We start from the raw sequence: 21,304 nt of genomic DNA, 5'->3' as shown, positions 1-21,304 counted from the left end.
GGTGTCTCCGTGAAAGCCGCGGTCGCGGCCAGGCCACTTTAGGCACGACATCGAGCGCTTGCCCATCAGGGAGTGCACCGAGGTGCGATGACGCCCCGCACCGACACAAGGCACGCTCGCGGGTTGGCACCATTTGCGTGCGGCCCCGTTTTTGCTTGAATCCCTCGCACTGCTCTCCCTCTCTCCATCGGATTCAAGAATGAACAAGCGTCAGCTGATCAAGAATTTCCTCGCCGTGTCGGCCCTTGGCCTGGGCCTCGCCGCCACGGCCATTGCCCAGACCGCCACGCCCATCAAGTTCCAGCTCGACTGGCGCTTCGAAGGCCCCGCTGCCCTCTTTCTGCACCCCGCCGCCAAGGGCTACTTCAAGCAGGCCGGCCTGGACGTGACCATCGACGCGGGCAACGGCTCGGGCGGCGCCGTCACGCGCGTGGCTTCGGGCGCCTACGACATGGGCTTTGCCGACCTGGCCGCGCTGATGGAATTCCACGCCAACAACCCCGACAGCCCGAACAAGCCGGTCGCGGTGATGATGGTCTACAACAACACGCCGGCGTCGGTCATGGCGCTCAAGAAGAGCGGCATCACCAAGCCCTCCGACCTCAACGGCAAGAAGCTGGGCGCGCCGGTGTTCGACGCAGGCCGCCGCGCGTTCCCGATCTTTGCCAAGGCCAACAACATCACCGGGGTCAACTGGACTGCGATGGACCCGACGCTGCGCGAAACCATGCTGATGCGCGGCGACATCGACGCCATCACCGGCTTCACGTTCACCTCGCTGCTGAACCTGGAAGCGCGCGGCACCAAGGCCGCCGACGTGGTGATCCTGCCCTACGCCGATAACGGCGTGAAGCTGTATGGCAACGTGATCATCGCGTCGCCCAAGCTCATCAAGGAGAACCCGGCCGCCATCAAGGCTTTCCTCGCCGCCTTCACCAAGGGCGCGAAGGAAGTCCTCGCGAACCCGGCCGTGGCCGTCGAGTCGGTGAAGGCGCGCGACGGCATCATCGACAGCGCACTCGAGACGCGCCGGCTCAAGCTGGCGATCGACACCGTCATCAACAGCCCCGATGCACGTGCCGAAGGCTTCGGCGCGGTGAACTCGGGGCGGCTGTCGCTCATGGCATCGCAGGTGTCCGACGCCTTCAACACCAAGAGCCGCGTGAACCCGGATGCCGTGTGGACTGCGGCCCTGCTGCCGCCCGCCGCCGAGCTGAACATCCTGCGCAAGTGATGGGCGCCGCCGACGCGACGCCCGAAGCGCCCTTCGTCGACTTCCAGGACGTCTGGCTCGCCTACAACGAGGAATTGCTGCGCGCCAATCACTTCGCGGTCGAGGCCATCGACCTGAAGGTGAAGCGCGGCGAGTTCATCGCCATCGTCGGGCCGTCGGGCTGCGGCAAGTCGACCTTCATGAAGCTGGCGACGGGGCTGAGGATGCCCTCGATCGGCAGGATCCGTATCGATGGCGCACCCGTGACGGGGCCGCTCAAGATCTCGGGTATGGCTTTCCAGGCGCCGTCGCTGTTGCCCTGGCGCACGACCGTGGACAACGTGCTGCTGCCGCTGGAGATCGTCGAGCCCTATCGCTCGTCGTTCAAGGCCAGGCGCAAGGAATACGTGGAGCGTGCGCGCACGCTGCTGCAGAAGGTCGGCCTGGCCGGCTATGAAGACAAGTTCCCGTGGCAGCTTTCCGGCGGCATGCAGCAACGCGCGAGCATCTGCCGCGCGCTCATCCACGAGCCGAAGATGCTGCTCCTCGACGAGCCCTTCGGCGCGCTCGACGCGTTCACGCGCGAGGAGCTATGGTGCATCCTGCGCGACCTCTGGACCGAGCAGCGGTTCAACGTGATCCTGGTCACGCATGACCTGCGCGAGTCGGTGTTCCTGGCCGACACGGTGTATGTGATGAGCAAGAGCCCGGGGCGTTTCGTAGTGCGGCGCGAGATCGACCTGCCGCGCCCGCGTGAGCTGGAACTGACCTACACCAAGGAGTTCACCGACATCGTGCTGGAGCTGCGCGGGCACATCGGCGCGATCCGAAATACCGGCATCGGCGCGGCGCAGGCCGCAGCGGCGGTTTCTTCATGAAGAACAGCAGGCAGATCGAGCGCTGGTCGCCGTGGATCCTGCTGGTGGCAGTGCTGGTGCTGTGGCAGGTGATCTGCGCGGGCTTCGAGGTGTCGGAGTTCATCTTCCCGAGCCCGTGGCGCATCTGGACCCAGTTCTGGGAGTTCAAGCTGATCATCGCGGGGCACGCGTGGCGCACCTTCTGGGTGACGATGGCGGGCTTCGGCCTGGCGATCGTGGTGGGCGTGCTGCTGGGCTTCGTGGTCGGCAGCTCGCGCCTGGCCTATGCGGCGATGTACCCGTTGATGACCGCGTTCAACGCGCTGCCGAAGGCGGCCTTCGTGCCGATCCTGGTGGTGTGGTTCGGCATCGGCGCGGGCCCTGCCATCCTGACCGCGTTCCTCATCAGCTTCTTCCCGATCATGGTCAACATCGCCACCGGGCTGGCCACGCTGGAGCCGGAACTGGAAGACGTGCTGCGCGTGCTCGGCGCGAAGCGCTTGGACGTGTTGATGAAGATCGGCCTGCCACGCTCCATGCCCTACTTCTACGCCTCCCTCAAGGTCGCGATCACGCTGGCGTTCGTGGGCACGACGGTGAGCGAGATGACGGCGGCGAACGAAGGCATCGGCTACCTGCTGATCTCGGCCGGCTCGGCCATGCAGATGGGGCTGGCCTTTGCGGGGCTGGTGGTGGTGGGCGCGATGGCGATGGTGATGTACGAGATCTTCAGCGCGATAGAGAAGCACACGACGGGCTGGGCGCACCGCGGTTCACAGGGCGAGTGAGTCGGGTCTTCTTCCCCTCCCCTCCGGGGAGAGGGAGCAAATCCCGGCGATGCCCATGGCGCTGAGGTCGAGCGGCTCGACGGGCCCGGATGTCGGATTCGGCGGGAACTGGCACCGGAAATCGGGCACTTCATCGGATTCGGCTGGAGCCGCCTCCTGGCCCGTCCTAAGCTGCGCAGATCCACGTTGGCCTTGACAGCCGGCGGCAATGATGTCAAACCGGCGCGCAGCCCCCAGCGTGGGAGGCGAACAGGCTCCGCGAAGACTCCTGGCTCGAGGCTCGCATGCGAGATCGGCCGATAACCACAGGATCAAAGGCAATGTCATGGCCGGTGTTCCGTTCCAGCGCCATCGCTCGTGGTTCGAGAACGTCGCGATCTGGCTGACGGCCGGCGTCGCCTGCGCGCTGATGCTCGCGTCGTTCGAAAGCCTGTGGCTCTTCTTCCTCGAGTCCTTCTCGGACGCGTGGCCTGAGTTTGCCTGGTGCTTTCTGCGTGCCCTGGTGGCGGTGGCGGCATTGCTTCTGGTCTTGCGGCTCGGCACGGCATGGCTGCCCGAGCGCCGGGCGCTGCGCTGGCCGGCGTTGGCGCTGGTGATCTTCACGGCCGCCGCTGCGGGTTGGTTCGCCGAAGACGGCCTGACGCTTGTGCTGAGCGGCGAGCCCGTCTCGGATGGCGAGCGGCCCTACATGCTGCACACGATGTTCGTGCTCGCGCTGCTGGTGGGCGTGCTCGGTGAATATCGCTGGGCAAGCCTTCGCGCGGCGGCGGCGCTGCATGAAGCCGAATTGAATCGCGTCCGGCTGGAGAGCGAACTGGCGGCGGGGCGCTTGCAGGTGCTGCAGGCGCAGATCGAGCCGCACTTTCTCTTCAATTCGCTGGCTAACGTGCGCCGGCTGTTGCGCACGGACGGCAGGGCGGGCCGCGCGATGCTCGTCGACTTGATGCTCTACCTCGAAAGCGCGCTCCCGCGGATGCGCGGTGACAGCTCGACGCTTGCGCGCGAGGCCGAGCTGATCCGGGCGTTCCTCGCCGTGCACCAGGTCCGCATGGGCGCGCGGCTCCAGTTTCACATCGACGTTCCACACGCTCTCGGCCGGCACATCGTGCCGCCGATGATGCTGCTGACGTTGATCGAGAACGCGCTGAAACACGGGTTGAGTCCGCTCGCCGAGGGCGGATCGATCAGCATCGTCGCCACCGAAGCCAACGACATGCTCGTGCTCCAGGTGGCCGATACGGGGCACGGTCTCGTGCCGGGGTCGGGCGGTGGCACCGGCCTGGCCAACATCCGTGCGCGCCTGAGGGCGATGTACGGTGCGGCGGCGGGCTTGTCGCTGCAACTCAACCAGCCGCGTGGTGTCGTGGCGCAAATTCACTTCCCTGTGCATGCGGTGTGAAGGTGCTCTCACACAAGAGACTCACGATGCCGCGCTCGTGCCTCGGCGCGTGGGCGGCGCGAGCCTGGCGTCGGATGGGTTGGCGGCACGTGCTGCTGGCGCTGCTGATCTCCATCGTGCGTAATGCAATCAATCCGCTCGGGGGGATTTTCTTTCCGCCAGTGGAACTGGTCGACCCCCTTGTTCCTTACCTCGAAGGCGCTTGGGCGGTCGCCAATATTCCAGTCATATATGCCGTGCTGATCGCCGACGAGGCTTTCGATGATGGTGTATCCCCGCTGCGTGCATACGGGTTGGCCGTCATCGCGCTCGTCGTTTTCGATCCGGCCATCACACGGCTGTACGGCCTTGTCTTCGAATTCCAACGATCCGCTGAACCGGGTCCAAGCAATTTCATCACGGGGCAGGATGAGGGCGTGGCACAGCTCGTGTGGTGGATGTTGGTCGCGTTGTACGAATTCGGCTTTGGCGTGTCGATCTACGCCTACTGGCGCGTCACGCAACGGACGACGCGCCGGGCCCAGGCTGCCGAAACCGAACGCGTGCGCAGCGAGCAGCGGGTGCAGACGGCGCGATTGCTCGCCCTTCAGTCGCGCGTCGAGCCGCAATTGCTGTTCGATGCGCTCCGGCGGGTTGGCGACTTGCACGATCGCGAACCACAGGCTGCAGATGCCTTGTTGGCCGAACTGATCACGTTGCTGCGCGCCATGCAGCCCGGTGGGGGCGCCGACACCTCCACCATCGAGCGGGAGTTTGCGCTCGTCGAGGCCTGGCTGCGGGTGTCGGGGAGTGCGGGGCGCGCGCGTAACCGAATCCGGCTGCACATGACGCCCGATAGCGCCAAGATCGGCATCGCTCCCATGCTGGTGCTGCCGCTGCTGCGCGAAGTGCTGGCGGTGCCGCGTGCCACGGAGGTCGAGTGGTGCCTGGACGCAGAACTCGTCGGGCAGCGTCTGATCGTCACGCTGCAGCCGAGCCCCGCTGACCTGACCGGGATCCCGGGCGTGCTGGCGCAGCCCAATCTCGCGCCGCTGCACGAGCAGCTCTGGCGGCTGTTCGGGCAGACCGCCCGCCTGGCCGTCTCGGCGGCCCCGCCGTGCCTGACGCTCGATCTGCCTCTTCTGCTGGGAGACCACGATGACCACGGCATTGATCGCTGAAGACGAACCGGTACTGGCCGCGGAAATCCGCGAGGAACTGGGGCGCCTGTGGCCCGGGCTGGTCATCTGCGCCATGGTGCACGATGGCCACGAGGCGCTGCGCCAGATCGAGCGGCATCGGCCGCAGGTGCTGTTCCTGGACGTCAAGATGCCGGGCCTCACCGGGATCGAGGTTGCGCGTGCGATGGGCACGCGCGCCCATGTGGTCTTCATCACGGCGTTCGACCAGTACGCGGTGCAGGCCTTCGAGGAGGGCGCCGTCGACTACCTGCTCAAGCCCCTCGACCCGGCACGCCTGGCGCGGGCGCTGCACCGCGTGAAGGAGCGCCTGGCCGCGCCGCCGGCCGACATGAGCGGCCTGCTCGAGCAACTCCAGCGTCGAGCCACCAGCGATCGCTTGCGCTGGATCACCGTCCTGCGCGGCGCGGACATCCACCTGATCACCGTGGAGGACGTCTGCTACTTCCGGGCCGACAACAAGTACATCGCCGTCGTCACGGCCGAGAGCGAATCGCTGATCACGACGCCGCTGAAGGAGTTGGTCGAGCGGCTGGATCCGGAGATGTTCTGGCAGATCCACCGCGGCGTGATCGTCAACATCAATGCGATCAAGAGCGTGCGGCGCGCGCTGGCAGGCCATCTCGATCTCCGCCTGAAGGAGCGTCCGGAGACGCTGCGGGTCAGCGCGGCAAACGCGCATCTGTTCAAGCACATGTAGCGCCATGAACTGGATTCGTCCGCGCCTGTCGCGGTTCGTCCGGGATTTCGGGGCGTTCGTCGGAAGAGCCCGCCGCTACGGGCGGCAATGCCTATGCTGGCACCGCGTAGCCGGGGCGCTTGACCATCGACGATCGTCGAGGCGAGGTGTACAGTGCCCTACCCCCCGGTCAACGTAGTCCACGGCCCGTATGTTCCAGGAGAACAGCGATGAATGCCCTTAGAAGGAAGACATCGGCAGTCTTGGTCGTCACCCTCTGCGCCGCCGCATCGCGGGCCCAAGCCTGCGGCGAAGTGATGCTTCGCGCGCTCGGTACGATGCGCTACCACGCCTTCGTGACCCACAATCCAGCGGCCATACTTCTGTACTCGGACGGTCCGGCGGGCAACGCCAGGCGCCCTGCGGCCACCGATGCCAGGCTCCATGACAACCTGGAGAAGGTGGGCCACAAGGTCAGCATGGCGCGAGGATCGGGCGAACTGGGGCATGCGCTGGCGCAGAATCACTACGACGTGATCGTCGCCTACGTAGACGACATGCTGGCAGCAACCGGCCAGATCGCGAAGGCCGCTCCCGAGCCAAAGCTGATCCCGGTGCTCGACGAGGCTTCGCACGAGCGCGAAATGCGAGCGCGCTTTCCGCGGCTCGTGACCGGGAACTTCAACGACCTGCTCAAGGCCATCGAGCAGGCGATGAGTGCCTAGCGAACCCACCGTGTGCTCGAAACACGAACGAGGGCGCCCCTCTCGGCGCATGGGGCTGCCCGTCCGTGGGGGCTTGCTGCCAACCTTGCTGACCACCATGGGCGCGATCTGCGCAATGCCGTGTGCCGCGCAGATCGGCAATGCCTTCGTGGTGCCCGCGCTCGATCTGACCGAGCAAGACAGCACCGCCAAGGGACACGGCTGGATGTCCATCGGCTATCAGAACACCTACATCGACGGTTTTTTCGCGCCGGTACCAGGCGGAAAAGCGCCGATTGGTGCTGTGCGAGTGCAAAGCCTCTCGCTCAACGCGGAATACTTCTTTGCGGACAGCTGGTCAGCGTACTTGGGCATTCCGTTCATCGAAAGCCGCTACGGCGGCGACTCGCCGCACTGCGTCTCCCAGGCGCCGCCGCAATGCCGAGGCGCAACGGTGCCCGTGCAGCCGCACCCCGAATCGAAATTCCTCGACGACGGCCATTACCACGGCACGTGGCAGGACTGGAACGTCGGCGTGGCCTATCACACCAATGTCGGCGACTATCTGATCAAACCGTCGGTCACGGCGTACATACCCAGCCACAACTACACCTTCTTCGCGCAAGCCGCGCCCGGCCAGGATTTGCGGAAACTGGAAGTCGCGGTGGAGGTCGCGCATCAATTCGAATTGAGCAATATCTATTACCGCGTGAACGTGGGTCACGTCTTCGCCGAGAAGACGCTGGGCCAAAGCATCGACCACAACCGGCTGGACCTTGAACTGGGCTACTTTCTCAACGATGCATGGACGGTCAAGGCGTTTGCTCTCGGCAAGAAGGGCCATGGCTACACCGGGGACTATGACCAGACCACCGAGCTCTGGTATCACCACGATCAGCGCGCCATGCACAACTACGCCAGTGTCGGCGCCGGTTTTGACTACCGCGTCGGGGAAAAGGACACGCTGTCCGTGACGGTGCAAAGGCTTGTCTGGGGACAATTCGTCTTCGACTTCAAGTATTCGATCGACGCCCACCTGACGCACTCTTTCTAGAGTGACGCGATGCCGGCGTTGCCCAGGAAGCGGTCCGACGCCGTCTCCACGAGGCGGCGCTGCACGAACGAATGGCGCGCGGCACCGGCGAGTTCCGCGTCCGGGACCGCTGCCAAGGTGTCTTGCGCGTGCGTGCCGAAGGGCGCGAAACTGAGGATCGCGATTCGCAGGATGGCGAGGAGCCCGTTGCGTGTCATGTCGACTCTCCGAGGGTGGCCTGGGATCAAAGGTACCCAGGTCCAGCACGAGCGGCCAGCCCGATCCGATGAATGCACGCCGGTACAGGACGAATCGAAACCTGCGTGGATCAACGCATGCCTGTGTCACCGGCGCGATCACGCAGAGCCTGAACGCCTGCTACGAAACCCAGACATCACTTCGCATCGCCAGCACGGAGACGGGCTCGACTCGCCCGCGAGTCGACACGGCGCCGAGGCCAGCTTCGTCGCCGCGGATTCTGGTTCGTCGCCCGGTTTGCCGCTTTCGTCGCTCCGGGATCGCGAGCGCCAGCGGGTTGCGCGATGCTGGCGCACGGATTCCAGGTCCCAAGGAGCAGCCGAATGATCGCCAAACGAACGATGATCCATCGTCTCCTCATGGATGAGCCGCTGAGCGAAGCGCCTGGCGCCCAGGTTGCTGTCCTCCTGGTCTTTGCCGGCTTCGAGTTCGATCCGCGGCGAGACGAGTTGCGCAAGGGCGGCGCCCCGATAGCGCTGCGGCCCAAGCCGCTCGCCTTGTTGCGGCATTTGCTGAAGAATCCCGCACGCCTGCTCATGAAGGATGAGCTGATCGCAGCACTGTGGGGCCCGACGGTGGTTACCGACGATTCGCTCGTTCAGTGCGTGGGAGATCTGCGTGCTGCTCTTGACGATCGGGACTTGCGCTTGATCAAGACCCTGCCGCGTCGGGGTTACATGCTCGACACCACCGTCGAGGTGGTAACGCCGGGACCTGTCAAGGCTGCTGCTGCGGCAACCCGACCAGTTTGGTTGCTCGGCACGTCCGCTTTCATGCCAGCGGACGCAGGCGAGATGGACCAAAGCCTGCTCGAGCTATTTCACGCGATGCCCCGCGAGAGTCGGCTAAAGCTGCTCTCGCTTCTCGTCAGGCCCAACCCTCGCAACGCTTTGTCTCGTCGGGCATAGCCCGGATTTGCCCCCTCTCCCCGAGGGGAGAGGGAGTAAAGCGCTGGCACACTGCGCCGATGACCCAAGACCAGATCCTCCGCGCGCTGCGCCGCGCCAACGAAGTCGCCCAACGCGCCATGACCATGGGCCGCCACCCGTTCGGCGCGGTGCTCGTCGCCCCCGATGGCGAGACCGTCATCGCCGAGCAAGGCAACATCGACACCGTGCATCACGCCGAGGCCACGCTGGCGCGCACCGCCTCGCTCAACTACCCCGCCGATTACCTCTGGCAGTGCACGCTGGTCACTACCTTCGAGCCCTGCGCGATGTGCGCCGGCACCGCCTACTGGGCCAACATCGGCCGCGTGGTCTACGGCGCGGAAGAGGCGGCGCTGCTCGCGCTCACCGGCGACCATCCGGAGAACCCGACGCTGTCGCTGCCTTGCCGCGAGGTCTTCGCGCGCGGGCAGAAGAAGATCGAGGTGGTCGGGCCGGTGGCCGCGGTCGAGGAAGAAATGATCGCCACGCACCGCGGCTTCTGGGAGCGCCGGGGGCGGAGCTGAAGCTCTTCCCGCAGCCGCCTACCCAGCCGGAATCGTCACCAGCGGCATCACCTCCCTCGCCCCCGTCTCGGCCAGCGTGGACAGGATCATCACCATCGCGAAGGTGCGCTTGGACGGGATGTCGCGGTCGTCGATCCAGAACCATTGGGTGCGGTAGGGCACCGCGACCAGCGCGTCCCCCGGTCGCTCCGCACTCGCCTTGATCTTCAGCAACCGCCCCAGCGTCGCGCTCGATGGCGCCTGGCTCGCACCGGCCCGGCCGTCGCGCAAATCGACCTCCGGCACCTCCACATATTCGCCCAGGCTCACGAGGATCTGCAGCATCGAACGCGTGAGCATCGCGATCTCGCCGGTGCTGGCAGACGCCGCGCCGAAGCCCACCCGGAATTCATTGCGGCCCGTGGTCAGGCGCAACAGGGTGCGCAGTTCCTGGAGCATGGCCTCTTCATCGGGCGAGCGTGTCCGCGAACTGAAGAACAGGACCACCGCCTGGTCGGCCTTGTCACCCTGCACCCGCATGCCCAGCACTTCCGAGTCCTGCAGCCTGCGCATCAGGTCGACCAATCGTTCATAGCGCCCGGCTTCCCGGCCGGTGCTGTCGATGCCGTTGACGCTGCGCACCACCACGCGCAGCACCAGGTCGATCGGCCAGCCCGCCTGCATGGCGAACAGCACGGCCGCCGGCGGAATCGGCGTGAGCATGCTGCGATTGAATTGCGCGCCGGTCAGCGGCGAATAGGTGATGGTCGGGCGGTCGGTCCACTTGCCCTGCGCGCCGAAACTCAGGTTGCTGGACGGCGGGACCAGCGTGTCATGGGCTCGCACGCCACCGAAGGACACGGTGCTTTCCAGCGTGTAGCCGCTGACGATCTGCGAGACCTCCAGGAACACCGGCATGTCGGAGTAGCGCGTGCGCACGATGTTGAGCAGCGTCTGCTCCTTCCATGAGCGCGCGACTTCGCCGTTGTAGTCGAAGCGGTCGCGCGCCACGGTGGGCGGGCCGACCCCCGCACAGCCCGCCAGCGACAGTGCGGTCATGCACAGCGGCGCCTTCAGGAATCGCCTGCGGTCGGACAAGGTCATGCGTTGCTCCTCGCGGTGCTGGCGCGGCCCGCGCTGCGCCGGGCGGCATGCTCGTTCGCGTTGTTGCGCGCGATCTTGAACGCAGGCCCGGTGGCGGTCAAGCGCCGCAGCGGCCACCTGAGGGCGCTCGGGTCTCATGCGACTTTGCAATCGAGCGCAGAACAAGGCGGAGCGCCGCAGGCAGTACCGCAGCACGGCAAGGCAACGCCGCCATGCGTTGGATTGCGAAGTCGTATCAGGCCCTGAGCGCGGCCTCGACGTCGCGGTGGAACCGGGCCGCGCCGCACTCCGTGGCGCCGAAGTACAAGGCCTCGTGCGCACCGCTGGCCAGCGTGGATTGCGCCGACACGCCCAGCGCGAAGTCCTCGTCGAGCGCACCCCAGAACGACGCCACGTTCTTGCGCCAGTAGTTGACGGACTTCTCGGTCGTCGGCAGTTCGGGTACCAGCGTGCTGCCGATCACGCGGCAGCGATCCAGCGCCTCCGGCAGCACGGTGAACGCATTGGCATGGTCACCCTCGTGCAGGATGAAGGTGGCCGGGAAGAAGTAATAGATGATGTTCGCGTGCGGGCCGACCTGCCATTCGCCGGTGGGCCGCCCGCGCAGGCCTTCGATGCTGCGCTTGGGCAGGAACATGCGCTGGTGCTGCCGGTCGTGGTCTGCCACCAGCAGGTTGTCGTAGAACATCGGCGCAATGCTGTCGCGGTGCGCGTACTGGAAGTGATACGACTCGAGGTTGCCCTCGAACGGGATCTTCCAGTTGGTGGCGTTGTCGAACGCGCGTTCGCTCACCGGCTTCCAGCTGTCATAACCCCAGTTGCGCAGGTCGTTGCCGAAGCGACCGAGCCAGGCGGCCATGTCGATGGCACCGCTCTCGCCCGCCTTGACCACGCGCGGCACCACCCACACCAGCCCCAGTGCCTCTGCCACCGGCACGCGCGCCAGTGAGCAATCCGATGCGGGCGCATGCGGGAACTCGTTCGCGTGCGGCCGGCCGCGCAAGGCGCCATCGAGGCCATAGGTCCAGCTGTGATAGGGGCAGATCATCACGCGCTGGCTCGACAGGCCCGGCGCCTTGATGCGTGCGCCCCGGTGGCGGCAGGCGTTGACGAAGGCATTGATCTCGCCGCCCTCGGCGCGCACGATGACCAGCGGAATGCCCGCCACGTCGATGGCGAACGTATCGCCGGCCTTGCCCAGCGATGCCGATGGGCACACGGCCAGCGGGTACTGCCGGAAGATCTTCTCCACTTCCTGCTGGTAGCGCGACGCATCGAGGTAGCGCGACACCGGGCTGATATCGGGCTCGCCACGCTCGCTGCCTCTGGATTCGATCAGCGCGAGGGCGCGCTGGATCATTGCGACTTGTTCTTCGTGTCTCATTGGGGCTGTCTCCTGCCCCGGAATTCTGTCAGATCAATACCGTCTCGATCTCGGTCTTGACCTCCGTCATGAGCCGATGCAGCGGGCACTTTCCGGCCACGCGCAGCAACTCGGCGCGCTGGTCTTCACTGAGTGGGCCGGTGAGCTTCAGGGAGGTCTTCAGGCGATAGGTGCCCTGGCGCTCCTGCGAGTTGTCGCGATCGACCGTCACCTCGATGTCCTCCAGCGGCATCTGCTTGCGCCGCGCATAGAGCAGCACGGTGAGCGCCTTGCACGAGGCCAGCGAGGCGTCGTAGAGGTCGTGCGGCTCCGGGCCTTCGTCCTTGCCACCGCCCGCGGGCGACGCGTCCAGGGCGATCTCGTGGTTGCGGATCTTCAGGATGTGGCGCGTGCCGGCCATGTCGTCGCGACGTACCGTGATGCTCATGGGAATTCCTTTGTGGGGGCGGGTGGATCAGGCGCCACCATAGCGCTCTCCGACTGCCTACTTGACGGGCGCAGCAACGGGCGGTGCTGCCGGAGGCGCTGCAGGCGCTACGGGCGTCGCGGGCGCCGGCGCAGGCGGTGCGGTGGAAGCAGCCGGCGCCGGCGCGGCCGCGGCCACCACCGTGGGCGTCAACTGGTAGCTCCAGGTCTCGCTGAGTTGCTTGCCGCCGCCGACAAGCGCCGCGCGCAGCTCGACGGGAATCTTCGGGTCCTTCACCTTGATGCGGATCGTCACGCGCCAGCCCTTGATCGTGGGATTGCGCTCCAGCGTGCTGCTGATCAGGTCGGCGTTGCCGTCCACGCTCACCTGCGGCGTCACTGCGGCATCGGCCGGCATCGCCATCGGCGACGGGCCTTCGAAGTCGATGAGGAAGGCGGTCGTTCCGTCGGGCTGGCGGATCAGGTTGGCCTGGGTCTGCTCGCCGGTGGTGTGGATGGTCTGGCGGACCCAGGCCAGGTTGCGCGGCATCAGCGCGGCCTCGTCCATGGTCCAGTGCATGCGGTAGTCGAACTGCAGGGCCTGGCCTGCTTCGGGCTGCACGTCGGGCGTCCAGAAGGCGACGATGTTGTCGTTGGTCTCGTCGGCCGTGGGCAGCTCGACCAGCTCGACCTTGCCCTTGCCCCAGTCGCCCTTGGGCTCGATCCAGGCGGTCGGCCGCAGGTCGTAGCGGTCCTTGAGGTCTTCGAAGCGGGAGAACTCGCGGCCGCGTTGCTGCAGGCCGAAGCCGCGCGGGTTCTCGACGCTGAAGGTGCTGATCGCGACGGCCAGCGGATCGTTGAGCGGACGCCACAGGCGCTCGCCGCTGCCGGTGTGGATGGCCAGCCCGTTGGAGTCGTGGATGGCCGGGCGGTAGCTGCGCTTGTCGGTCTGCTGGTTGGGGCCGTAGAGGAACATGCTGGTCAGCGGCGCGATGCCCAGCGTGCCGACCTTGCCGCGCATGAAGATGCGGGCCTGCACATCGAGCACCGTATCGGCGCCGGGTCGCAGGGTGAACTGGTAGGCGCCGGTCGCGCGTGGCGAATCCAGCAGTGCGTAGATCACCAGTTGCTGGTCTTGCGCCGCGGGCCGCTGCACCCAGAACTCGCGGAAGTTGGGGAACTCCTCGCCGCCCGGCGGCGCGGTGTCGATGGCCAGGCCGCGACCCGACAGGCCATACACCTGGTCCTTGCCGATCACGCGGAAGTAGCTCGCGCCCAGCAAGCTCATGATCTCGTCTTCCTTGCCGGGCTGGTTGATCGGGTACAGCACGCGGAAGCCGGCGTAGCCGAGGTTCTGCGTGGCGCTCTTGTCCAGCGACAAGCCGCCGAAGTCGAAGCGCTGCGCGTCGTACCTGATCTCGCTCACGTCGTTGCCGACGATCTCGTTGATGGTCACCGGCGCATTGAACTGCATGCCCTGGTGATAGAAGTTGAGCTTGAAGGGCGTGGGCTGGTCGCGCCATCCGAACTTCGCCGGCAGCGGCTGGATCTTCGCGTAGTCGGCGAACTGCATCTGCGCGAAGGCCGGCGGCAGGTTGCTCACCGGCGCCACGTAGGGCGTCGCCATCAGGTAGCGCGCCTTGGCCACCACGTCGTCGAGCGAGAAGGCATGGGCCTGGGCAACGCACAGCATCAGCGAAGCGGCAGCAATGCATTTCGAGGCGGTAGGCAGCGTGCGGCGCACGAGGCGCGCGGCGGCGATAGGTACCACTGAATCTCTCCTTTGGGAACGAACGCCAATGTAGCAAGCCATCGAGCAAATCCCACGCCAAGACCCCAATGCGGGGCAATGGCTGACAGTAGACTCCGCCTTTCTGCAACACCATCGCAGCGACGTAAATCGATACCCCGCCCGCCGGGACCACAAGACATTCATCGAATGAAAAAACTCTACGTGCTGGGTCTGGTTGCGAGCCTTGCCTGCCATTCGGCACTGGCCCAGACGGGCAGCACGCCCGCCTCGACGCCAGCCCCCGCCGCAGCGACCCCGCTGCTCAACGACAAGCCCGCCTTCATCGCCGAACTGATGTCGCGCATGACGCTCGACGAGAAGGTGGGCCAACTCCGGCTCATCAGCATCGGCGGCGACATGCCTCTCACACGGCTGGCCGACGAGATCGCTGCCGGCCGCGTCGGCGGCACCTTCAACTCGGTCACGCGCAAGGACAACCGCCCGTTGCAGGATGCCGCCATCCAGCGCAGCCGGCTGAAGATCCCGATGTCCTTCGCCTACGACGTCGTGCACGGGCATCGCACGATCTTCCCGATCCCGCTGGGACTGGCGTCGAGCTGGGACATGGACGCGATCACGCTGACCATGCGCACCGCGGCCATCGAGGCCAGCAGCGATGCGGTGGACATGAGCTTCGCGCCGATGGTCGACATCTCGCGCGACCCGCGCTGGGGCCGCACCTCGGAAGGCTTCGGCGAAGACCCCTACCTCGTTTCCGCCGCGGCGCGTGCGGCGGTCAAGGGCTTCCAGGGCCCATCGACGAAGAACGCCGACAGCGTGATGTCCGCCGTCAAGCACTTCGCGCTGTATGGCGCGGTCGAGGGTGGCCGCGACTACGCCACGGTGGACATGAGCCCGATGCGCATGTACCAGGACTACCTGCCGCCCTACAAGGCCGCGATCGATGCCGGCTCCGGCGGCGTGATGGTGGCGCTGAACTCCATCAACGGCGTGCCCGCCTCCTCCAACATGTGGCTGATGCAGGACTTGCTGCGCAAGGACTGGGGCTTCAAGGGCGTGGCCTTCAGCGACCACGGCGCCATCGTCGAGCTGATCCGCCACGGCGTGGCCAAGGACGAGCGCGAAGCGGCCAAGCTCGCGATCAAGGCCGGCATCGACATGAGCATGGCCGACGAGGTGTACCTGAAGGAACTGCCAGGGCTGGTGAAGTCGGGCGAGGTTTCCCAGCAGGAGATCGACAACGCCGTGCGCGAGGTGCTCAGCGCCAAGTACGACATGGGCCTGTTCCACGACCCGTACCGCCGCATCGGCAAGCCCGCCGACGACCCGGCCGACGTCAACGCCGAAAGCCGCCTGCACCGCGCCGAGACGCGCGACGTGGCGCGCAGGTCGATGGTGCTGCTGGAGAACAGGAAGCAGACGCTGCCGTTGAAGAAGGCCGGCACCATCGCCCTGGTCGGCCCGCTGGCCGACGCGAAGATCGACATGATGGGCAGCTGGTCGGCCGCCGGCGTGGCGGCGCAGTCGGTCACCTTGCTGGAAGGCATGCGCAATGCGGTGGGCGACAAGGCGCGCCTCGTCTACGCGCGCGGCGCCAACATCACGACCGACGAGAAGATCGTCGAGTACCTCAACTTCATGAACTGGGACAAGCCGGAGGTCACGCAGGACAAGCGCACACCGGCAGCGATGATCGCCGAAGCGGTCAAGGTCGCGAAGCAGGCCGACGTGGTGGTGCTGGCCGTCGGCGAATCGCGCGGCATGTCGCATGAAAGCTCCAGCCGCGTCAGCCTCGACCTGCCGGCCGGCCAGCGCGCGCTGGTCACGGCCCTCAAGGCCACCGGCAAGCCGCTGGTGATGGTGCTGATGAACGGCCGCCCGCTGACGCTGGCGCGCGAGCAGAAGGAAGCCGACGCCATCCTCGAGACCTGGTACACCGGCACCGAAGGCGGCAACGCGATCAGCGACGTGCTGTTCGGCGACTACAACCCCTCCGGCAAGCTGCCCATCTCGTTCCCGCGCTCGCTCGGCCAGATTCCCACCTACTACAACAAGCCGCGCCTCGGGCGCCCGTTCACCGAGGGCAAGCCGGGCAACTACACCTCGCAGTATTTCGAGGAAGTGACAGGGCCGTTGTATCCGTTCGGCTATGGCCTGAGCTACACCGACTTCAGCCTGTCGGACGTGACGCTGTCGAGCAGGACGATGGCGCGCAATGCCAGGCTGGAAGCGAGCGTGACCGTGAAGAACACCGGCCAGCGCGCCGGCGAGACGGTGGTGCAGCTCTACATCCAGGACGTGGCCGCGTCGGTGGTGCGGCCGGTCAAGGAGCTGAAGGATTTCCGCAAGCTGATGCTGCAACCTGGCGAGGAGAAGGTCGTGCGATTCACCATCGATGAAGACAAGCTGAAATTCTTCAACGCGCAACTGAAGTACGCCGCGGAGGCGGGCCAGTTCAACGTGCAGATCGGGCTGGATTCGGTGGCCGTGAAGCAGCAAGGATTCGAACTGCAATGACACTCCCCTCCGGCCTCTTCGACAGCGGCGACGGCCAGATGCGCTGCAGCTGGTGCGCCGCCACGCCGCTCTACCAGCGCTACCACGACGAGGAGTGGGGCTTTCCGGTGACGGACGACCGACGCCTGTTCGAGAAGCTGTGCCTGGAAGGCTTCCAGGCCGGGCTGAGTTGGCTCACCATCCTCAACAAGCGCGAGGCCTTCCGCGCCGCGTTCGCGAACTTCGAGGCCGAGAAGATGGTGCGCTTCGGCGAGAAGGACGTGGCGCGGCTGCTGGCCGACGCCGGCATCGTGCGGCATCGGGGCAAGATCGAGTCGGCCATCAACAACGCGCGCCGTGTGCTGGAACTGCGCGAGCAGCACGGTTCGCTGGCGGCGTACTGCTGGGGCTTCGAGCCCGACCCGAAGAGCAGGCCGAAGCGTTTCACGCTGGCCAATGTGAAGGCCATGACCACCTCGCCCGAATCGGTGGCGCTCTCGAAGGATCTGAAGAAGAAGGGCTGGACCTTCGTGGGGCCGACCACGATGTATGCGCTGATGCAGGCGATGGGGCTGGTCAACGACCACTTCGATGGGTGCCATGCGCGGGAGAAGGCGTTGAAGGTGCGGCGCGAGTTGAAGGTGCCCGAGTAGCGATTGCGTGCTGCGCGCCGCGATCGAGGCGCGCATCGCCTCGCTGCGTTGAAGGTACGTGCCCGCGCTTGCCCCACCTTCGAAAGCCGCCCCGGACGAACCGCGCGGACTACCTGCCCAGGGCCGTGCGTCGGGAGACTCAGGACCCTACCAGAGCCGCCACCACTTGCGGCGCTGCGCCCGTCCCTGCGCCAAGGGCGCACCCTTGGTGGTCGCGCCGCCAAGACGGCGGCGCATCTCGATCTCGTGTGCACGCGCGATGGAGCCCGCGTCGCGCGACCCCATCATCGACTTCCTGCGCCACAAGTGGGCGCGCGCCATCAGTTGGCTGTCGGAAAGTGCGCTGGGTTCGGTCATGGGGCGCATTCTGCGTGCGCCCGGCAACGCGGCGTATGTGGATGTGCTTGCATACAACACTTCGGCCCGCCCCGCCACGACATAGTTGCCCGCGGCGTGAACTATGTTGCATGGCGCGGCAGGAGGAGCCCGATTGCCGGGCACGTACCGTGCATGGCATATTGAAGACATCCAGGCGCCCCGCAGCGAACGCATGAACCCCGGCGACAACAACACATTCCCCCCGGAAACCTCTCTCGAAGAACGCGATGGCCGCTACCTGCGCAAGGCCATCGGCTGGTCGCATGCGGCTGCACGCCGCGGCAACCGGCCGTTCGGCGCCGTCATCGTCTCGGCCCACAACGAGGTGATCTGCGAGGCCTACAACAACACTGTCGAGACCGGCGACTGCACCGGTCATGCGGAGACCAACGCCGTGCGCGCGCTGGCCGGGCGCGGCCTCACGCGGGAAGACCTGGCGGGCGCCACGCTGTACGCGTCGGGTGAGCCCTGCGTGATGTGCGCCGGCGCCATCTTCTGGTCGAACATCGGCCGCGTGGTCTTCGGCATCGACGCCGCGCGGCTGCGCGTGTTCCGCGGGGAGCGGCAGGACCAGCGCGATGCGGAGCTGTCCTGCCGCGATGTGTTCCGTGCGTCGCCGCATGCGATCGAATGCATCGGGCCGGCGCTGCTGGACGAGGCGAGTGCGCCGCATGTGGGGGCGTGGAAGCGCTGATGTCCCGGTAGGCAGGTGCTGCATCGCAGCACGAAAAACCAACCTTTAGTTGGGCGGCGGCACAAGCCCGCCGCTGTTCGAATGCCTCCACCCGCCGACCACAGGCGGACAGGAGACAAGCACATGATCGAACTGCAGGGCCGCAAGGCCCTCATCTCCGGCGCGGCGCAGGGGCTTGGCCTCGCGATCGCGCGGCTCTTCGTCGAGCGGGGCGCGAAGGTGATGCTCGCCGACATCGACGAAGCGGGTGCCGCGAAGGCCGCCGCCGACCTCGGACCGATGGCGCGCTCCGTGCGCTGCGACGTCACGAAGGCTCCTGACTGGGCCGCCGCCGTCGAAGCCACGACCACCGCTTTCGGCGGCCTCGACACGCTCGTCAACAACGCCGGCATCGAGATCGTCAAGCCACTGTTCGACCAGACCGAGGAAGAGATCGGCCGGCTCATGAACATCAACGTGATGGGCGTGTTCCTCGGCATGCGCGCCGCGCTCGGCGCGCTGGTGGCGTCGGGCAAGGGCTCGGTGGTCAACATCTCGTCGCTGGCGGGCACCAATGGCGTGCCGCTGTTCGGTTCGTATGCGGCCTCGAAGGCGGCGGTGCTGCAGCTCACGCGCACGGCCGCGGCCGAGCTCAAGCCCACCGGCATCCGCGTCAACGCGGTGTGCCCCGGCTTCATCGGTACGGCGATGGTCGACCGGCTGATACCGACCGTCGAAGCCATCGTCGGCGTGCCCTTCAGCGCGCTGGTCGCGGTGAAGCAATTGCGACTCGGCACGCCGCAGGAGGTGGCCGAGATGACGGCCTTCCTCGCCTCCGACGCCGCCAGCTGGACCACCGGCTCCCACTACATCCTGGACGGCGGCCTGTCTGCCGGATTGCTATGAGCGCCGCTCGGCCGCCAGCAGGCGCTGGCACCGCAGTACGCAGCACGGAGGTTACCCAATGAGCACGAAACTTCTTCAGGGCAAGGTCGCCATCGTCACGGGCGCGGGGCGTGGGCTCGGCGAGGCCATCGCGCGTGCCTACGCGGCCGAGGGCGCAAAGGTCATCGTGTCGGACGTCGATGCCGGCGCGGCACAGAAGGTGGCGGCTTCGCTGCCAGGCGCGACGGCCGTGGCTTGCGACGTGCGCGTGCCGGAGCAGGTCGAGGCGCTGGTGGCCACTGCCGTGAAGCAGCATGGCCGGCTCGACATCATGGTGCCCAACGCGGGCATCGCCACGCTCTCTTCACTGGCCGCGATGAGCTACGAGCAGTGGCGCGAAGTGACGTCGATCAACCTCGACGGCGTGTTCCTCTGCATCCGCTACGCGGCGCCGGCGCTGATCGCCGCAGGCGGCGGCGCGATCGTGACGATGGCCTCGGTCACGGCGAAGGCGGCCGTCCCGCTGATCGGCAGCTACGCCGCGGCCAAGGCCGGCGTCATGTCGCTCACGCAGACGGCCGCGGTCGAACTGCGCGCGCACAACATCCGCGTCAACGCGATCCTGCCGGCCTTCGTCGACACCGACATGGTCAAGCCGCGCAAGAAGGATTTCGAGCAGATGCTCAACATCCCGGACTTCGACGCCGTGGTCGCGCAGCGCCAGGGCCGCTATGGCACGCCCGAAGAAGTGGCCCACCTGGCCGTGTTCCTGGCCTCCGAGCGGGCCAGCTTCTCGAACGGCAGCGGCTTCGTGCTGGACGGCGGCGTGAGTTCGTCGCTGCTCTGATCTTTCCGCATCTATCTGTCACCGTCACTTGGCAAGGAAACACAACATGAGCGACAACAACAAGAAGCCCGTCGTCGTCTACGGCGCGAGCGGCTACACCGGCCGGCTGGTCTGCGAGTACCTGCGCGAGTTCGGCATCCCCTTCATCGCGGCCGGCCGCAGCGCCGACAAGCTCAACGCAGCGATGAAATCCAACGTCGCCGGCATCGAGACAGCAACGTATCAAGTGGTCGAAGTGGCGCACACGGTCGAGGCGTTGACCGCCCTCTTCACCGGCGCCTCCGTGGTGCTCAACACCGTCGGGCCGTTCGCCAAGTTCGGCCCCGAGGTGGTGGACGCCTGCCTGGCCGCGAAGTGCCACTACACCGACACCACCGGCGAACAGGACTGGCTCATCACGTTGGAAGCGAAGTACGGCGCCAGCTTTGCGCAAGCCGGCCTGCTGCTGTCGCCCGGCCTCGCGCAGATGTACACCACCGGCGAGATCGCCGCGCAGCTCTGCCTGGAAACGCCGGGCCTCGACACGCTCGACATCGCCGTGTTCTGGGGCGGCAGCCCGACCATCGCGTCGACGCAGACCATTCTGGTCAACGCGGCCACGTCGAAGGCCTTCCACCTCTACCAGAACCAGTACGTCGAATGGCAGCCCGACGCGGGCCTCTACAGCCTCGCGATCCCGGGCCAGCACGAGATGGCGCTTGCATTGCCCTGGGGCGGCACCTCGCATCCGGTGTGGTTCAAGAAGGATCCGCGCGTGTCCAACGTCAAGGTCCTGGGCGGCGTGTTCAACAAGCCGCTGATGCTGGGCGTGCCGCAGATCGTCGCCGCCGCGCTCAAGGCGACCGAAGGCATGAATCCCGACGACCGCTATGCCGCGCTGGCGCAGACGGCAGCCGGCGTGATGAACAGCATGCCGCCGCGCGAAAACCCACGCCTGAACAAGTCGGTCGATTCGGTGCACGCCACCGGGCCGCTGGGCCGCGCGCACTGCGTGATCTTCGGCAACTGCAACTACAAGCAGACCGGCTTGCTGCAGGCCTATGCCGCGCATTCGCTGCTGCAGCAGCCGCCGAAGCGCATCGGCTTCGCATCGGGCTGCCAGGCTTTCGGGCACCACGAGTTGCTGGGCGTGCTGCGCAGCTTCGGGCTGGTGGCCAAGCCCGAGCTGACCGTGCAGGACTGAAG

Annotated in this window: 22 protein-coding genes; 16 read left to right on the top strand and 6 right to left on the bottom strand. The window is 66.5% G+C overall.

Annotated elements, in window-relative coordinates; all coding sequences use genetic code 11:
* Positions 1-199 precede the first annotated feature (199 nt).
* The 8 genes from HCU76_RS01695 (at position 200) to HCU76_RS01660 (ending at position 7,872) form a co-directional block, all read left to right on the top strand.
* A complete protein-coding gene (locus tag HCU76_RS01695) occupies positions 200-1,234 on the top strand; it encodes an ABC transporter substrate-binding protein (protein ID WP_218508253.1) in 1,035 nt (344 codons plus the stop codon).
* Positions 1,234-2,091, top strand: a complete 858-nt coding sequence (locus tag HCU76_RS01690; RefSeq protein WP_218508252.1) for an ABC transporter ATP-binding protein — start codon at positions 1,234-1,236, stop codon at positions 2,089-2,091. Before HCU76_RS01695 ends, HCU76_RS01690 begins: the two co-directional genes overlap by 1 nt.
* Positions 2,088-2,858 (top strand): ABC transporter permease, encoded by a 771-nt coding sequence (locus HCU76_RS01685; protein ID WP_218508251.1) that lies wholly within the window; start codon positions 2,088-2,090, stop codon positions 2,856-2,858. The genes HCU76_RS01690 and HCU76_RS01685 overlap by 4 nt, the downstream gene beginning before the upstream one ends.
* Positions 2,859-3,183: 325 nt before the next feature.
* Positions 3,184-4,257, top strand: a complete 1,074-nt coding sequence (locus HCU76_RS01680) for a sensor histidine kinase (RefSeq protein ID WP_218508250.1) — start codon at positions 3,184-3,186, stop codon at positions 4,255-4,257.
* 26 nt (positions 4,258-4,283) lie between these two features.
* On the top strand, positions 4,284-5,417 hold the full coding sequence (locus HCU76_RS01675; RefSeq protein ID WP_213955411.1) for a sensor histidine kinase: 1,134 nt from the start codon (positions 4,284-4,286) through the stop codon (positions 5,415-5,417).
* Positions 5,395-6,135, top strand: a complete 741-nt coding sequence (locus HCU76_RS01670) for a LytTR family DNA-binding domain-containing protein (RefSeq protein ID WP_213955410.1) — start codon at positions 5,395-5,397, stop codon at positions 6,133-6,135. Before HCU76_RS01675 ends, HCU76_RS01670 begins: the two co-directional genes overlap by 23 nt.
* A 209-nt stretch (positions 6,136-6,344) precedes the next feature.
* Positions 6,345-6,839 carry a hypothetical protein gene (locus tag HCU76_RS01665; RefSeq protein WP_213955409.1) on the top strand — a complete coding sequence of 165 codons (495 nt, stop codon included), beginning with the start codon at positions 6,345-6,347 and terminating at the stop codon, positions 6,837-6,839.
* A gap of 85 nt (positions 6,840-6,924) precedes the next feature.
* Positions 6,925-7,872: a hypothetical protein gene (locus HCU76_RS01660; protein ID WP_213955408.1), complete on the top strand. Its 948-nt coding sequence runs from the start codon at positions 6,925-6,927 to the stop codon at positions 7,870-7,872.
* Here the strand turns inward: HCU76_RS01660 and HCU76_RS01655 are convergent.
* Positions 7,869-8,069, bottom strand: a complete 201-nt coding sequence (locus HCU76_RS01655; protein WP_213955407.1) for a hypothetical protein — start codon at positions 8,067-8,069, stop codon at positions 7,869-7,871. The two genes, HCU76_RS01660 and HCU76_RS01655, sit on opposite strands and share 4 nt — an antisense overlap.
* 363 nt (positions 8,070-8,432) lie before the next feature.
* On the opposite strand from HCU76_RS01655, the gene HCU76_RS01650 reads away from it, so the two are divergent.
* Positions 8,433-9,017 (top strand): winged helix-turn-helix domain-containing protein, encoded by a 585-nt coding sequence (locus tag HCU76_RS01650; protein WP_218508249.1) that lies wholly within the window; start codon positions 8,433-8,435, stop codon positions 9,015-9,017.
* A 59-nt stretch (positions 9,018-9,076) separates the two neighbouring features.
* Positions 9,077-9,562 (top strand): nucleoside deaminase, encoded by a 486-nt coding sequence (locus HCU76_RS01645; protein WP_213955405.1) that lies wholly within the window; start codon positions 9,077-9,079, stop codon positions 9,560-9,562.
* Positions 9,563-9,580: 18 nt separating this feature from the next.
* Here HCU76_RS01645 and HCU76_RS01640 read toward each other — a convergent pair whose 3' ends face one another.
* The 4 genes from HCU76_RS01640 to HCU76_RS01625 all read right to left on the bottom strand — a co-directional run bounded on the left by HCU76_RS01640 (position 9,581) and on the right by HCU76_RS01625 (position 14,127).
* Positions 9,581-10,645, bottom strand: coding sequence for a hypothetical protein (locus tag HCU76_RS01640; RefSeq protein ID WP_213955404.1), 1,065 nt, complete (start codon positions 10,643-10,645; stop codon positions 9,581-9,583).
* 235 nt (positions 10,646-10,880) lie between these two features.
* Positions 10,881-12,029, bottom strand: coding sequence for an aromatic ring-hydroxylating dioxygenase subunit alpha (locus tag HCU76_RS01635; RefSeq protein WP_218508248.1), 1,149 nt, complete (start codon positions 12,027-12,029; stop codon positions 10,881-10,883).
* Positions 12,030-12,057: 28 nt separating this feature from the next.
* Positions 12,058-12,456 carry an OsmC family protein gene (locus tag HCU76_RS01630; protein ID WP_213955402.1) on the bottom strand — a complete coding sequence of 133 codons (399 nt, stop codon included), beginning with the start codon at positions 12,454-12,456 and terminating at the stop codon, positions 12,058-12,060.
* A gap of 57 nt (positions 12,457-12,513) precedes the next feature.
* On the bottom strand, positions 12,514-14,127 hold the full coding sequence (locus tag HCU76_RS01625) for a glucan biosynthesis protein G (RefSeq protein ID WP_218508465.1): 1,614 nt from the start codon (positions 14,125-14,127) through the stop codon (positions 12,514-12,516).
* A gap of 246 nt (positions 14,128-14,373) precedes the next feature.
* Between HCU76_RS01625 and bglX the strand changes: the two genes are divergently transcribed.
* Both bglX and HCU76_RS01615 read left to right on the top strand, forming a co-directional pair.
* Positions 14,374-16,704: a beta-glucosidase BglX gene (gene bglX / locus HCU76_RS01620; protein WP_218508247.1), complete on the top strand. Its 2,331-nt coding sequence runs from the start codon at positions 14,374-14,376 to the stop codon at positions 16,702-16,704.
* Complete coding sequence (locus HCU76_RS01615) at positions 16,701-17,336, top strand: DNA-3-methyladenine glycosylase I (protein WP_218508246.1); 636 nt, start codon at positions 16,701-16,703, stop codon at positions 17,334-17,336. The genes bglX and HCU76_RS01615 overlap by 4 nt, the downstream gene beginning before the upstream one ends.
* 147 nt (positions 17,337-17,483) lie before the next feature.
* On the opposite strand, the gene HCU76_RS01610 is transcribed toward HCU76_RS01615, so the two are convergent.
* Positions 17,484-17,693 carry a hypothetical protein gene (locus HCU76_RS01610; RefSeq protein WP_218508245.1) on the bottom strand — a complete coding sequence of 70 codons (210 nt, stop codon included), beginning with the start codon at positions 17,691-17,693 and terminating at the stop codon, positions 17,484-17,486.
* Positions 17,694-17,886: 193 nt separating this feature from the next.
* Here HCU76_RS01610 and HCU76_RS01605 point away from each other — a divergent pair, with 193 nt between their 5' ends.
* The 4 genes from HCU76_RS01605 (at position 17,887) to HCU76_RS01590 (ending at position 21,302) form a co-directional block, all read left to right on the top strand.
* Positions 17,887-18,408, top strand: coding sequence for a nucleoside deaminase (locus HCU76_RS01605; protein WP_218508464.1), 522 nt, complete (start codon positions 17,887-17,889; stop codon positions 18,406-18,408).
* A 123-nt stretch (positions 18,409-18,531) separates the two neighbouring features.
* Entirely contained in the window at positions 18,532-19,293 is a 762-nt protein-coding gene (locus HCU76_RS01600; RefSeq protein WP_218508244.1) for an SDR family NAD(P)-dependent oxidoreductase, read from the top strand.
* A 58-nt stretch (positions 19,294-19,351) separates the two neighbouring features.
* On the top strand, positions 19,352-20,119 hold the full coding sequence (locus HCU76_RS01595) for an SDR family NAD(P)-dependent oxidoreductase (RefSeq protein ID WP_218508243.1): 768 nt from the start codon (positions 19,352-19,354) through the stop codon (positions 20,117-20,119).
* Positions 20,120-20,165: 46 nt separating this feature from the next.
* Positions 20,166-21,302: a DUF5938 domain-containing protein gene (locus tag HCU76_RS01590; RefSeq protein ID WP_218508242.1), complete on the top strand. Its 1,137-nt coding sequence runs from the start codon at positions 20,166-20,168 to the stop codon at positions 21,300-21,302.
* Positions 21,303-21,304 lie beyond the last annotated feature (2 nt).

The organism is Variovorax sp. dw_308 (genome assembly GCF_019207085.1).
Lineage (GTDB): Bacteria > Pseudomonadota > Gammaproteobacteria > Burkholderiales > Burkholderiaceae_C > Variovorax.
The sequence above is the reverse complement of the archived record's forward strand: the minus strand, read 5'-3'. Positions and strand labels throughout refer to the sequence as shown.